Annotated in this window: 16 protein-coding genes; 2 read left to right on the top strand and 14 right to left on the bottom strand. The window is 27.2% G+C overall.

The features are described from left to right. Positions 1–253: 253 nt before the first annotated feature. Complete coding sequence (locus BN346_RS05140; RefSeq protein WP_034440168.1) at positions 254–2,140, top strand: type I glutamate--ammonia ligase; 1,887 nt, start codon at positions 254–256, stop codon at positions 2,138–2,140. A 46-nt stretch (positions 2,141–2,186) separates the two neighbouring features. Here BN346_RS05140 and nagB read toward each other — a convergent pair whose 3' ends face one another. Then, entirely contained in the window at positions 2,187–2,912 is a 726-nt protein-coding gene (nagB, locus tag BN346_RS05135) for a glucosamine-6-phosphate deaminase (RefSeq protein WP_034440166.1), read from the bottom strand. Between the two features lie 531 nt (positions 2,913–3,443). Here nagB and BN346_RS05130 point away from each other — a divergent pair. Then, on the top strand, positions 3,444–3,776 hold the full coding sequence (locus BN346_RS05130) for a hypothetical protein (protein ID WP_034440164.1): 333 nt from the start codon (positions 3,444–3,446) through the stop codon (positions 3,774–3,776). 383 nt (positions 3,777–4,159) lie between these two features. On the opposite strand, the gene BN346_RS22190 is transcribed toward BN346_RS05130, so the two are convergent. The 13 genes from BN346_RS22190 to BN346_RS05065 all read right to left on the bottom strand — a co-directional run bounded on the left by BN346_RS22190 (position 4,160) and on the right by BN346_RS05065 (position 14,597). Next, the gene (locus BN346_RS22190) at positions 4,160–4,285 is read right to left on the bottom strand and encodes a hypothetical protein (protein ID WP_278245495.1); all 126 of its coding nucleotides are present in this window, start codon (positions 4,283–4,285) and stop codon (positions 4,160–4,162) included. A gap of 140 nt (positions 4,286–4,425) precedes the next feature. Then, the gene (locus BN346_RS05120; protein WP_034440160.1) at positions 4,426–5,205 is read right to left on the bottom strand and encodes a sirohydrochlorin cobaltochelatase; all 780 of its coding nucleotides are present in this window, start codon (positions 5,203–5,205) and stop codon (positions 4,426–4,428) included. 11 nt (positions 5,206–5,216) lie between these two features. Next, on the bottom strand, positions 5,217–5,720 hold the full coding sequence (locus tag BN346_RS05115; RefSeq protein ID WP_034440158.1) for an ECF transporter S component: 504 nt from the start codon (positions 5,718–5,720) through the stop codon (positions 5,217–5,219). A 114-nt stretch (positions 5,721–5,834) separates the two neighbouring features. After that, entirely contained in the window at positions 5,835–6,608 is a 774-nt protein-coding gene (locus BN346_RS05110; protein ID WP_034440156.1) for a cobalt-precorrin-6A reductase, read from the bottom strand. Between the two features lie 375 nt (positions 6,609–6,983). Next, entirely contained in the window at positions 6,984–7,706 is a 723-nt protein-coding gene (gene cobJ / locus BN346_RS05105; protein WP_034440154.1) for a precorrin-3B C(17)-methyltransferase, read from the bottom strand. 18 nt (positions 7,707–7,724) lie between these two features. Next, the gene (gene cbiG, locus BN346_RS05100; protein ID WP_034440244.1) at positions 7,725–8,714 is read right to left on the bottom strand and encodes a cobalt-precorrin 5A hydrolase; all 990 of its coding nucleotides are present in this window, start codon (positions 8,712–8,714) and stop codon (positions 7,725–7,727) included. Beyond that, complete coding sequence (gene cobM, locus BN346_RS05095) at positions 8,695–9,471, bottom strand: precorrin-4 C(11)-methyltransferase (protein ID WP_034440152.1); 777 nt, start codon at positions 9,469–9,471, stop codon at positions 8,695–8,697. Before cobM ends, cbiG begins: the two co-directional genes overlap by 20 nt. A 105-nt stretch (positions 9,472–9,576) precedes the next feature. Then, complete coding sequence (locus BN346_RS05090; protein ID WP_034440150.1) at positions 9,577–10,260, bottom strand: cobalt-factor II C(20)-methyltransferase; 684 nt, start codon at positions 10,258–10,260, stop codon at positions 9,577–9,579. A 38-nt stretch (positions 10,261–10,298) separates the two neighbouring features. Further along, positions 10,299–10,865, bottom strand: coding sequence for a precorrin-6Y C5,15-methyltransferase (decarboxylating) subunit CbiT (gene cbiT / locus BN346_RS05085; RefSeq protein WP_034440149.1), 567 nt, complete (start codon positions 10,863–10,865; stop codon positions 10,299–10,301). Positions 10,866–10,896: 31 nt separating this feature from the next. Beyond that, positions 10,897–11,496: a precorrin-6y C5,15-methyltransferase (decarboxylating) subunit CbiE gene (gene cbiE / locus BN346_RS05080; protein WP_034440147.1), complete on the bottom strand. Its 600-nt coding sequence runs from the start codon at positions 11,494–11,496 to the stop codon at positions 10,897–10,899. Positions 11,497–11,499: 3 nt separating this feature from the next. Next, the gene (gene cbiD / locus BN346_RS05075; RefSeq protein WP_034440145.1) at positions 11,500–12,594 is read right to left on the bottom strand and encodes a cobalt-precorrin-5B (C(1))-methyltransferase CbiD; all 1,095 of its coding nucleotides are present in this window, start codon (positions 12,592–12,594) and stop codon (positions 11,500–11,502) included. 3 nt (positions 12,595–12,597) lie between these two features. Continuing rightward, positions 12,598–13,224: a precorrin-8X methylmutase gene (locus BN346_RS05070; protein ID WP_034440143.1), complete on the bottom strand. Its 627-nt coding sequence runs from the start codon at positions 13,222–13,224 to the stop codon at positions 12,598–12,600. A gap of 47 nt (positions 13,225–13,271) precedes the next feature. Continuing rightward, positions 13,272–14,597: a cobyrinic acid a,c-diamide synthase CobB gene (locus BN346_RS05065; protein WP_034440141.1), complete on the bottom strand. Its 1,326-nt coding sequence runs from the start codon at positions 14,595–14,597 to the stop codon at positions 13,272–13,274. Between the last annotated feature and the right edge of the window lie 2 nt (positions 14,598–14,599).

The raw sequence follows: 14,599 nt of genomic DNA, 5'->3' as shown, positions 1-14,599 counted from the left end.
ATGTGATTATAACTATTAATTGTAAATTTTTAAAATCTACATCAAAAAATATTTTATAATTAAAGCTTATTTTACACATCTCTTTTTATTAAATAAAAAATGTTTTGTTTTACAACTTTAAAGCCTTAAAATACAATATTACTCGTTTGAAATTTCATTTTATATATTTTTCTTTTTATTTTTTATTGACATTGTTCGCAACATTGCATATATTATATATTAAATTTAATTTTAATTAAGGGGATGTTTTTTTATGAATACAGATTTAATTTATACAATACCAAAAGATTTACATACTAAAGAATATCTTAAAACATTGCTTATTAATCATCCTGAGATAAAATTCGTATCTCTTTTAGGAGTTGATTTACTTTTTAACGATATAGACGAAAAAATTCCTGTAAATTTATTTTTAGACGATTTAGATACATTTTTACATAGTACAGCTATAAAAACAGATGGTTCATCTGTTAATCTACCTGGAATAGCTACACTTAATAATGCTCAAGTTGATATTAAAGTTGATTTAGATTCAACTTGGTTTGTTGATTATAATAATGAACATATAGATACTATTACAAATAAACCTGTTGGAACATTAAAAATTCCGTCTTTTCTTTTCCACGAAGGAATTGCCGTTGATTCAAGAAGCATATTAAAAGAAACAATAGCTTATTTAAAAAGCGATTTACTTGAAAAATTCAAAGATTCTAAAGTGCTTAACTTTTATGGTATAAATTTTGAAGATATTTTAGATGTAGATGTGACTATGGCAACTGAATTAGAATTTTGGGTTAAAACTCCAAATGAACTTGCAGATATAGAAGAACTTTCTACATCACAAGTTTTAAAAGAACAATATTGGAAAAGAACTAAAGGTTCTGTTCGTACTGCCTTAGAGCAAACATTACTGGCTATGGAAAAATATAACCTTAAGCCTGAAATGGGACACAAAGAAGTTGGTGGAGTTAAAGCTCAACTTGATAATAGTGGAAATTTGACTCATATAATGGAACAACTTGAAATAGATTGGAAATATTCTGATGCAATAACTTGTTGTGACAATAATTTAATAGTTAGAAATTTAATAAAAGAAATTTTTAGACAAAATGGACTTGAAGTAACATTTATGGCAAAGCCTATTGATAATGTTGCTGGAAGTGGAAAGCATATTCATCTAGGTATAACTTTAAAATTAAGAAATGGTAAAAAAATAAATCTATTTCATAATGATGATGATTATATAAGTCCTTTAGGTTATGGAGCTTTAATGGGTGTATTGAAAAATTACGAAGTCATTAATCCTTTCATATCAAATTCAATAGATGCACTTAAAAGGTTAAAACCTGGCTTTGAAGCACCTGTTTGTACTTGTACATCACTTGGATTAAGTAGTGATCTTCCTTCAAGAAATAGAACAGTTCTTATAGCTCTTATACGTGAGGGAGATAATCCTTACAGTACACGATTTGAACTTAGATCGCCTTGTCCACACACTAATAGTTACTTAGCTACAACTGCATGTATACTTTCTATGCTTGATGGAATGACTTATGTTATCAAAAATAATAAATGTAGCGAAGAATTATTGAATGAAATTTCTAAAGACTATGAAAATCCTGCATCTTACTTAGAAAGAAATCGTAAATATAGAACAGAGTCTAATATATTTACTGATTATTCAACTATGGAACTTGAAAAATATTTTGGTATTTCGCCAAAAACAGTGCTAGAAAATTTAAATGCTTTTGATATGTATAGAGATAAATTAGAAGTTTTAAAATATGGTGATATTTTAACTAGCGCCATAATAAACAGTTATAAACTTGGTGTTCTTGATAGATATTTAAATGAACTTACAGGTAGAGTAATTCCACATTATACAAAAGATATTCGTTCGTTTAAAAAATTAACTCATGATGACTCGTGTGCATTTGACGTAGAAAATTGGAATAAAGTTCAAACATTAAAAGAATATTTAATGAAAGATAGCTATGATAATTTAAGTTTATTTTCAAAATTGAAAAATGCTATAAAGAATAATAATTTAGAAGATGTTTCTAATTTACAATTAGAACTTGACGAAAAAATGATTATTCTTAGAAAATTATATAACAAATATAAACAAAACATAATCTAAAAGAAAAAGTACATATAATTTATATGTACTTTTTCTATGATAAAATTTATATATATTTTCCACTTTCTTCATCTACAATTAATGTAACATCATCATGAAGTTGTAATATAGATGCTGGCAAATTAGGTGTGATACTTCCATAAACTGTTTCTCTTATTATCTCAGCCTTTTCTTCGCCACTTGCAATTAATATTATTTTTCTAGCACTCATTATAGTTTTCACACCCATACTAATAGCTTTAGTAGGTACATCTTCTAAACTATCAAAAAACCTTGAATTAGCTTTTATTGTATCGTCCTTAAGTTCTACTAAATGAGTATGTGCTTTAAACTCTTCACAAGGTTCATTAAAACCAATATGGCCATTTCTTCCAATTCCAAGCAATTGTAAATCTATTCCACCAGCTTCATGTATCTTTCTTTCATATTCCTCACATTCTTTTTCAACATCCTCAGCTAATCCATTTGGAATATTTATATTCTCTTCTTTTATATCTATGTAATTAAACAAATTATTTTTCATAAAATAATTATAACTATTTTTATTCATTGGATTTATACCATAGTATTCATCTAAATTAAAAGATTTTACATTTTCAAATGTTATTAAATCTTTATTAAAAATGTTTATTAGCTCTTCATATGTACCTATTGGTGTAGATCCTGTAGCAAATCCAATAACACTTTGCGGTTTTAAAAGCACTTGATCTCTTATAATTTTAGCAGCTTCAAAACTAATTTCCCTGTAATTTCTTAATTTTATAATATTCATTTTATCACCTCTGTTTTTAGGATTCCAAGTTCAAAGTTAAAATAACCTCTTTATCAAATTACAATTTTAAAGCTTTAGTTCATTCCATTATAATATTGGGACCAATTAACAATGATGGTGAATATCCCAGGGATTGAAATCCCAGCTACAATGTTTTATTTGTACTTCAAATAAAACTAATATACTATTTATTATAAAATGTTCAATTTGAAGAATGAATTCCCCATTACAATGTCTATTTAGTGGTTATAATTATGTTTTTCTATTTTTTTCAATTACTTTATTCTGCAAATTTCACATTCCATATCCACTATCAATTATTCATTGTGAATTTTTTAAAATAAATCAAAACTTAGAATTAAAATTATCAATTAATAAATTTGTAGACTAAACTATTAACTTGGAGTTCTATACTTTTTTAATATTTACATTATACTACATTTTTCTTATTTTTCTAAATTTTATTAACCAAACTTCATATATTTTAATAAACTAATTGTAACAATACTTTTATAATTTGGAGGTCTTGATATGATTTGTGCTTTTGGTGGATTAATTTTCATTTTCATAGGAATCATTTTTTGCTTATATCCTTCAAAAAAAGAAAGAACATTTGCTTATGATTCTTCAAATACTAATGATAAATTATCTTTTAAAAAAGAAAATTTTTATGGCAAATTTTTAATAATTCTAGGAGTTTTTTTGTTGTTGCTAGGTACACTTTTGTTTTATTTTATAGATAGTAGTATTTTTATGTATGTAGAATTCATAGTATTTATATCATCTGTAATATTATCTATCTTGTTTTGGGATAAGTATATTAAATTGTTAATTAAAAATTTGAATAATAAAAATAAATTTTAAATAAAGGAGTTGTTATAAATACAATGCTTTCTATAATTCTTTCATTATTTTCACTATTTGCTGGCATTCTCTTTATAATATACAGTCCTAGAAAACCTAGCTTACCTACTAAAAATGATTACTACGGAGAAGTCCAAAGATACCTTGGAAAGTATTTAATAACACTTGGAATATTTTTAGGTTTAATTGGTATCTTCTTTTATTTATTAAAAAATCCAAACTTCCTTATATATGAAATAATTTTAATAATTATTTCAATATATCTATTTCTTATTTCATTAAAATTACAAATAAATAAAAAATAAATTAAAGAAATTAAAAACAAGAGATAAACATAAAATTTCAATTAATTTTATTTCTATCTCTTGTTTTTATAAATATTGTTATTCTATTCCTCTAACAGAGTCTACTATGCTTTCTTTAAATAGTTTTCTAAGGCTAATAACGATGCTATTACACATAATTAATACAGTTCCAAATAAAGTTATTATTACAGTTGCATATGGCAAACTACATTGAATACCCCTTATTCCTTGTCTTTTTTATTTAAATATAAAATGCCCTTTAGTGATATTCCAACTAATTTTTCACTTTCATTTTTTTATAATTTTAAAAGCCATAAATCTTATAAATTTATGGCTTCTTTAAGTTATTTATTTATCATAGATTTTATTTTATCTACATATATGTTTTGGAAATTTTCATTTTCTCCTAGTCCTTTAAGATATGTATTAACTTTAAATCCTTCTTTTTCTAAGATTGATTTCCATGAATCCTCTTCATCTGATGCCATATCATTTTTTGCATGATCTCCTGCTACAAGCATTAATGGCATTAATGTTAATTCTTTTACTTCTTTTTCTTTTAAATCTTCAAGTACATCTTCTATTAATGGATATCCTTCAACAGATGCAAAGAATAATTTTTCTAGTCCCATTTTATGTGCTATATATTCAAATTGGAAATAAGCTGAATTAGCTCTATGTGCTGTTCCATGAGACATAAGAAGAACTGACTCATTGTTTGGAAGTTGAGATTTTAATGCTTCTACAGCTTTAAAATAGTCTTCATTATCATATAAAAGTGGAGTTCCAAGTTCTAATTTTTCAAAGTCCTCTTTATATACTTTAACTCCATCTCTTATTTTGTCATATTCTTCACCATATATTATGTGTAATGGTTGAACATATACTTCTTTAAAGCCTTCATCTTTTAATTTATCTAATGCTTCTTTAACTGTATCTATAGATAAATTATCCCTATTTTTTAATTTCTTTATTATCATATTTGAAGTAAATGCTCTTCTTACTTCAAAATCCTTAAATTCATTTCTTATTTTATTCTCTGTAGCTTCTATACAAGATTCTAATTGGCATTTAAAACTAGTACCAAAACTAACAACTAATATTGCTTTTTTCATTTCCCCAATCTCCTTTGTTTTTACTCTACATATTTTGTTGGTATAGCCTTAACTAAAATAAGTGCTAGTAATATATTAAATATTGCTGCTGCTGTTAATATTGGAATCATTGCAATTATTCCTGCTTTCATTTCTGCTGGTACAACAAATGATACAATATATGTTGATATTGGAGCATTTAATAATGTTCCTACAATTAATAAAACTATATCTGTAACTTTAGATTTTTTAGCTTTAAAATAATTATATATGTATCCAAAGACTAGCATTGTAACTGCCATATTAACTGCTATTACACTATGTACTGGTATAGTTAATGGAAACCCACTTGTTATAGCTGTTAAAAGATGTCCTATTGCTCCTATAATTGCCCCATACACTGGTCCTAACATCATTGCGCCTAAAAATCCTGGCATAGAATCAAATGCTATACTTCCTCCAAATATTTTAATATTTGCACCAATAAAACTTATTGCAATAAACATTGCCATCATTACTAACTTTTTAGTTTTGTTATCCTTCATCTAAAATTTCCTTCCTTCGTAACTGTGACTTTAACTACATCAATTTCAGAGGTTAAAACCTCCTCTACAGTAATTTAATAAACTGTACTCTAATCTTAAACTTCATTTTATAAATTATATATTCAAATAGTATTTAACTATATAATTTACTAATTCTTCTTCATTGTTAAACACAACTTTATAATTAGTTTTATTTCTACCTATTACTATAGACAAAATATTTCTTTCTTTTGCTGCTTCTAACTTTTCAATAGTTCCACCATTTACTCCACTATCTTTTAGTAGTATTGCTGAAACTTTAAACTCATCTATAAAGCTTAAATTAAGCTCCTTAGAAAAAGGTCCCTTCATTCCTATTATATCTTCTACTTTTACACCTTTTTCTTCACATTCTGTAATTACTTTTAGTGTTGGTAGTACTCTATGAATTATCCTATTTTCTAGATTTAAATTTAATATTTTATCTATATTTCTACTTCCTGTAGTATTTAAAATACAGCCTTCTATATTCTTTAATACATCATATAAAGCTTCATAATTTTCAACTTCTACTACATTTTCTAAATGAATATAATCTTCTACTATAGACTTTCTTTCAAATCTAATATAATTTATATTTAATTCACTACAAACTTCCATAGCATTTTTAGTAATTTCTAAAGCATATGGATGTGATGCATCTACAAGTGTATGAACATTATTCTTTTTTAAAGTTTCCTTTAATTCATCTTTCGTCAAAGGCTTTTCATTTAACGCTTTATACTTATAATTTTGAAGTAACTCTCCACCATAACTACTAGCTACAGACAAAAACAAATCATCAGTATACTTATTAAGCTTTTCTACTATAACCTTACCTTCACTTGTACCTAAAATAAGACCTATCACTTAAACCACCAACCCTTCATATTTGGAACCAGTTGACAATTGAAAATTGACAATTAACAGTTAGCAATTAACAATGATGGTGAATATCCCCGGGGATTGAAATCCCCGCTACAATGTTTTATTTGTGTTTCAAATAAAATTAATATAATATTTATCCATAAAAAGTTCATTTTGGAGAATAAATTCCCCATTATAATATTCTTACTAATCATAGTTTTAATAGTAACTATAACTATTACTTGGGATATTTTTTTATATAGTTTTTAACTAATTTGTTCTACAAATTATTATAAAGATTTATTTAAAAAACTGAGACTTCAGTTTTATCCTTCATTGTTAATTGTTAATTTTTGTACAATAGTTTAAATCTCCTATTTAAACGTGATATCCTCTTGGTGTTATGAATTTATCGCCTTTATAGAAACTGTTAGTGTTTCCGATTATTACTATAGACATCATATCTACTTTTTCATCAGTAAAGTTACCTAATTTATATAAGTTTACTTCTTGACCATCTCTTAATGCATGTTTTACTACTGCTATTGGAGTGTCCTCATTTCTATATTCTTTTATAATTTCTATAGCTTCTTTTAAATAATGAGGTCTACCATTACTTTTAGGATTATAAAGAGAAATTATAAAATCTCCTTCAGCTGCTAATTTTATTCTTTTCTTTATTAAATCATATGGAGTTAATAAATCACTTAAACTAATATTGCAGTTATCATGCATAAGTGGTGCTCCTATTATAGATGCAGCTGCACTTGAAGCTGTAACTCCTGGTATTATTTCAACTTCTACTTCATCTTTATTTTGAAGCTGCAAAATAAGTCCTGCCATTCCATATATTCCTGCATCTCCAGTACTTACAACTGCAACAGTTTTGTCTTTTGCAATTTCTAGTGCTTTTCTACATCTATCTTCTTCTCCACGCATACCAGTTGCAAAAACTTCCTTATTTTCTAGAAGTGGTTTTATCATTTCTAAATACTTTGTATATCCAACAACAACATCTACTTCTTCTATTACTTTTTTTGCTTTTAAAGTCATATAATCAAGTCCGCCTGGACCAATTCCTACTACATATAATTTTCCCATTATTTCTTCCTCCAAATTTTATAATTTTCCTATACATAAAGTCATTCCATTTAACTTTAGTTTATCTATAAGTATTTCTGCTCCACTTAATTCTACTGAAGGTTCACATACTGATCCTACACCAATAGTTTTTCGTACAAAATCGCTACCTTCATATTTATGTTCTACTTTTCTTATATCATCTATGGAAAATATATTTAAATCACAGCTTAATCTTTTTTGTAACCTTAATATAGCCTTTTCTTCTGCTTTTATTTCCACGGTTCCAATAACTTTTACACTTCTTATATCTAAGTTATATTTCTCTAAAACTTCAAATACAGTTTTCTCCATAGTATCTTCATCATAATCTTTTCTACATCCAATACCTAAAACTATATTTTTTCTTATAAGCTTTAATGTTTTTTTAGAAGTATTTAAATTAAGTTTATTTGTAACATACATTACTCCATCTACACCCTCTAAAGAATCTCTATATCCCTTAGGTATATCTAATTTATTATCTTCGTCATAAAAGGCAACTTTTTTTCCTTCTACTAAAAGTGCAGCAATGTCTTTGCAATCTTTTAAACTATCTATAATTAAGTTGTTTTCTTTTGCAAATAAATCTGGTGCTTTAATATTTAAGTTATCTGTAGCTGTGGTTATTATAGCTTCTGCTCTTAATGTTTCTGACACTAAAGCTGTTAGCTCATTAGCCCCACCTAAATGTCCACTTAAAAGACTTATTGCATACTTTGAAGAATTATCAACAACAACTACTGCTGGATCTTTATCCTTACTTTTTATAAAAGGAGCTATTCCTCTTACTGCTATTCCTGTAGAACTTATAAATATTACTGCCTCATAAGATGTCATTGCTTCTTTGCATACATTATTTAATCCTAAAGTTTTTACTTCAGATTTAAAATATATTTTTATATTCTCACTAAACTCTTGTAATTTTTCTTTTAATACTAAAGAATTACTATCGCCATTTTTTGTTACACTAATTATTGCTATTTTCATCTTTTGCCACTCTATATTCATGTGAAAAGCTCTTGTCATAAAGTAAACTTTTCTCATAATCGCAATCTATGAAATCTCCAACTAAAATTTGTGCTGTTTTTGTTATGTTAGCTTCTTTTACTTTTTCTGCTATGTCATCTAAAGTTCCAATAACATATTTTTGGTCACCCCAAGTAGCTCTTTGTATAACTGCTACAGGCACATTTCTTCCGTATCCTTTTCTTAACTTGCTAACTACTTTATCAATCATTCCAACGGATAAGAATAATGCCATTGATGCTCCTATGCCTGCAAGTCTTTCTAAATCTTCTTTTTCTGGAACTGGAGTTCTTCCTTCCATTCTTGTAAGTATTACTGTTTGTGAAACACTTGGAAGTGTAAATTCTTTTTTTATAGCTGCTGCAGCTGCTGTAAATGAACTTACTCCTGGAATTACTTCATAACCTATATTTAATTTATCAAGTTCATCCATTTGTTCTTTTATAGCTCCATATATAGCAGGATCTCCTGTATGTAATCTAACTATTTTTTTTCCTTCTGAATGAGACTTCTTTATAACCTCAATAACTTCATCTAGTGTCATTGATGCTGAATTATGTATTTCAACATTTTCTTTGCAATATTCAAAATGCTCTTTGCTTACAAGTGAACCTGCAAATATTATAACGTCTGCTTGTTCTAAAACTTTTCTACCTTTTACTGTAATTAAATCTGGATCTCCAGGACCTGCACCTATAAAATAAATATTATTTTCCATAACTTTGTTACCTCCAAATTGTTTAACTAAGTCTTTAGTTAACTTTTCTCATTTAAATAATAATTCTAATATATAATCTACACTTTCAATGAAATAATTTATTTATTAAAATTCACTGTTTCTATGTGCTATTATAAGTGACATATAGTCTTTATTTGCAAGAATTTCTTCTCTAGTTGATAATATCTTTTCGCCTTCTCTATATGCTCTTTGTACACATACATAATCAAATTTATTTTCGTCTAAGTAGTTTAATACTTTTTCTTCTTGATTATAGAATTTCATTATAACTATGTACTTTTCATCTTTTATTGCATCTAATCTACATCCTGGAACTATAAGTAGTGGTTCATCACCTATTACAAGTATTTTATCTGCTACAGATGCACTAGCACAGAAAGATGTTATTCCTGGTACTGTTTCTGTTTTATAGTTTTGTTCTTTAATATATTTTAATAGATATATATATGTACTATATACAAATGCATCTCCTATAGTTAAAAATGCAACATCTTTACCATCATGTAAATATCCTTCTATTGTTTTAAATGCATCAAAAACTTTTTCTTCTTTATCTGGTTTTCCCATTGGAAAGTGACTTATAATTACTTCTTGATCTTCTCTTATAAAATTTTTGCAAGTTTCATAAGCTATACTCACTCCACCATTCATAGCACTTGGTGCTATAATAACATCACATTTCTCTATAGTTTTAACAGCTTTTAATGTTAAAAGTTCTTCTCCACCTGGTCCTACACCTATTCCATATAAAGTTCCTAAATTATTCATACTTTTCCTCCAAATTATCTGTTTTATCTCTTTTTTAATTATTGTATTTTCTCTGCTGTAATAATAAATATTGGATTTGCTGCTATAAGCATCATAGATTTTCCTTTAGTTTTTGATACTGCTACTTGGCATACATCTATTTTATAACCTAAGCTTTTTAATGTTTCTATAGCATTATATAAGTTTCCTATAGTTATAAATGTTAATATGATTTTTCCATTAAGCTTTAGCATCTTTCCATATTCTTCTATAATTTCATTTATATTTCCGCCGCTTCCCCCTATGAAAATTCCATCAAAAGTTCCGCTTACATCTTCTAATGCTTCTAATGCTTCTTTTTCAATTAATGTCATATTGTTAACATTAAATTTTTCCATATTTTTTTTAGTTGTGTCTATTGCATCTTCATCCATTTCAATAGATACAACTTCACCGTTTGTACAAATTTTACTCATCTGTATTGATATAGAACCAGTTCCTGCTCCAACATCTAATACTCTTGAGTTTTCATCTATTTCCATTTTACTTATACTTAAAACTCTTACTTCTTCTTTTGTCATAGGACAATTACCACGAATAAATTCTTCATCTTTTATAAATCTCATTTTTTCACCACTCTTCTTATATTTTACTTTTCTAAATTTCTACATATATTACTGCAATTCCACTAAATTCTCTATCTTTAAGCTCTTCTGGTGTTCCCTTTGTTATAACTTCATCAGGATAAGATAAGTTTTCTCCTACATAAACAGTACATTCTAAATTGTTATCATATAATAATTTACAAAGATTACTTGGAGAGTTGTTTTTATCTGTTAGAAACACTCCACTTTGCCCTCTTTTTATAGTATCTAAAAATTCTTCTTCTCTTCCATGTAAACTTCCTAAATGAATTCCATTCCAAATTTTACAAAGCTTACTCATAAAATATTGAAAAGAACTTATTCCTGGTATTACCTCTATATTGCCAGTAAAATTTTTCTTTATATAATTTGTAATTCCATAAAAACATGGATCTCCTGAAGCTATTATTGATATTTCTTTATTCTTATTTTTTTCTATATAATCTAAAATAGAAGTTAAACTATTTAAAGGTAATTTTTCTCCATGTATATGTTCTATACTTTCAATTGCTCTATTAAATCCTAAAATTATCTCGCTATTTTCCATAGTTTTTTTTGCTATAGGCAATATATAATCACTATGTCCTGGACCTAATCCTACAATATAAACCATACCTTACCTTCTTTCCTCTATAGAGCTAAATAATATCCCTCTTTTCATTGAATACATAATTGCATCAACTTCTAATTCACCATAAGTGAATATTTTCATTCGCTCTATAACTTTTCTTCCTATATTTTCATATAATTCTTCAAAACCATCACCTAAAAGTTCCACAGCTCCTTCAGTAGTTTTTTCACTGTAAACTTTTCTAACAAGTTCTGTGTCATATCCCATAAGTGCAAGTTCTAAGGCTAATGTTTCAAGTCTAACATCACAAACTCTACTATGTGTATTAAATGCACCACTAGCTACTTTACAAAGTTTACCTATGTGTCCTACTATAGTTACTTTTTTTATTTTTTTAGAAACTACACATTCCAGTGCCTTACCTACAAAGTTTGATATAATCACCATATCTTTTGTAGGTAAGTTATATTTTTTAGCAAAGTCTTCACCCATATTTCCAAATAATAATATAAGTTCTTTGCTACCACTTTCAACTTTTTGATTAATCTCAAGTTTTACTGATTCTATAAGCGCTTCTTCTGACATTGGCATAACTATTCCAGTAGTTCCCAAAACTGATATTCCACCAACAATATTAAGTCTTGGATTAAAAGTTTTTTTGGCTATCTCTTCACCATTAGGTATAAATATAGTTATTTCAACACCACAATTTTCTTTAAGTACTCTTTTAACTTGACTTTCTATCATTGCTCTTGGAACAGGATTTATAGCTGGTTCTCCTTTTTTTATGTAAAGACCTTCTCCCATTACAGTTCCTACGCCTTTTCCACCTTTTAAAGTATAACCATTTTCTTTTTTAGTAGCCCTTGCAAAAATTTTTATTCCATTTGTTATATCTATGTCATCGCCACCATCTTTAATTACAGAGCATTCTACATAATCTTCACCAAATACTACATCATGTATTTCCAAATTTAAATCAATGCCTTTTGGTGTTTCTATACCTATACTTTTTAATGGTGTTTTATGTTCATCATATAACATTATTGTAGCTGCTTTTGCTGCTGCTGTTGCACAAGATCCTGTAGTATATCCACATCTTAATTTTTTTCCGTTTGCTTCTACATATAAATCTAACATTTTTTATCTTTGTACCATCATATACATAATCGCATTCATTATTGCAGCAGCTACAGTACTTCCACCTTTTCTTCCTCTTATTGTTATCATTGGTATATCATACTTTTCTAAAAGTTCTTTACTTTCTTTAGCTCCTACAAATCCTACTGGTGCTCCTACTACAAACTTAGGTTTAGCTTTTCCTTCTTCTACAAGTTCTAAAAGTCTATAGATTGCAGTTGGTGCATTTCCAAACACGAAAAATTCTACGCCTTCTTCTACAGCTTTTTCAACACCAGCCATAGATCTTGTTATAGCTCTTTCTTTAGCTTCTTTTGCAACGTCTTCTCTAGCAACAAAACATTGAACGTCACATCCTAATTTTTTTAATGAAGGCTTGCTTATTCCTGAAAGAGCCATGTTAGTGTCTGTATATATTGTTACACCTTTTTTTAATATTTCTTTAGCTTTTTCTATAGCATCTTCACTAAAATGTATTATGTTTTGGTAATCAAAATCTGCTGTTGTATGTATAACTCTTTTTACTACTTTTAACTCCGCCTCATCAAAATTATGTGGAGCCATTTCACTTTCAATTATTTCTAAACTTTTTTCTTCTATTCCCATAGGGCTTTTTACATAATCAATCATTTTTTATTCTCCCTTTGTATGAAATTATTTCGTATAATTCTTATTAACTAATTATTATTATCCATTAAAAAATTCAAAAATGCAATATTAGAAAAGAAATGTATATGACAATATCCACCTAATGTGTTATTTTTTTTATATCCACATTTCCACTCTTTGATTGTTCCATTATAAGTTTCTTTTTTAATGTTATATATTGTATTTTCATTAAGTTCAACTTTAGATTTATGAAATTCATGTCCATTAATGTTTCCATTAATTTTATCTATATAATTTGTACAATATCCAAAATTCTGAAGTCTTTTAGTCATTATACTTTTTCCATTAAAAAATCCTACCATTTCACAAATGTTACCATTTAAATCTTCTATGCCCTCTGTAAGATACATAAGCCCTCCACATTCAGCATAGCATTTTAAGCCATTATCTAATGCATTCTTTATGGATAACCTCATACTTTCATTACTTGAAAGTTCTTTTGCAAAAACTTCTGGATATCCACCACCTAAATATAGAAAATCTATATTTTCTGGTAATTCTTTGTCTTTTAATGGACTAAAGTAAATAATTTCTCCAATTTCAGATAGAAGTTCTAAGTTTTCTTTATAATAGAAACTAAAGGCCTCATCTTTTGCAATAGCAATTTTCATACTTCTATTTTCTATATGAAATTTATCCTCATATTTAGCAGTTTCTTTAAAATCACTTATTAATTCATCTATATCTATATTTTCTAATATATGATTACTACATTTTTCTATTTTAAAATCTATATCATTAATTTCACTGCACTGTACTAAACCTAAATGTCTAGATTCTAAAGATAATTCCTCATCTTTTGGTATATATCCATAAACTTTAATATGACAATTTTTTTCTATAATTTCTTTTAAAAGATTATAATATGCTGGTGATATGTTATTTAAAATTACACCTTTTATATTAGTTTTTTTTACAAAATCATCTTTATAATTTAATATTCCTTGAATTTCAGCTGCTAATGTTGCACTTTGTGCTTTAGGACTTAATATTAAAATAATTGGTAAATCTAATACTTCAGCTACATGTGCTGTTGAGTACTTACTATCAATTCCTTTACCATCAAAAATTCCCATAACGCCTTCAACAACTGCAACATCTCCATATCCCCTTGAAAATGCAGATTTTACTCCCTGTTCACCCATTAAGAATAAATCTAGATTTCTACTAGATTTTTTAGTAATATGTGAATGGAATGCTGGGTCTATGTAATCTGGTCCAACCTTATATCCTTGGACATCGTACCCTTTTTTCATTAATGCTTTCATTATTCCAAGAGTAGTGGTGGTTTTTCCGCCACCACTACAATTAGATGATATAACTATACCTTTCATAT

This window comes from Clostridium ihumii AP5 (assembly GCF_000612845.1).
In the GTDB taxonomy this organism is placed as follows: Bacteria; Bacillota; Clostridia; order Clostridiales; family Clostridiaceae; genus Clostridium_J; species Clostridium_J ihumii.
Note: the sequence above shows the minus strand (reverse complement) of the source record. Positions and strands in the feature narration are given on the sequence as shown.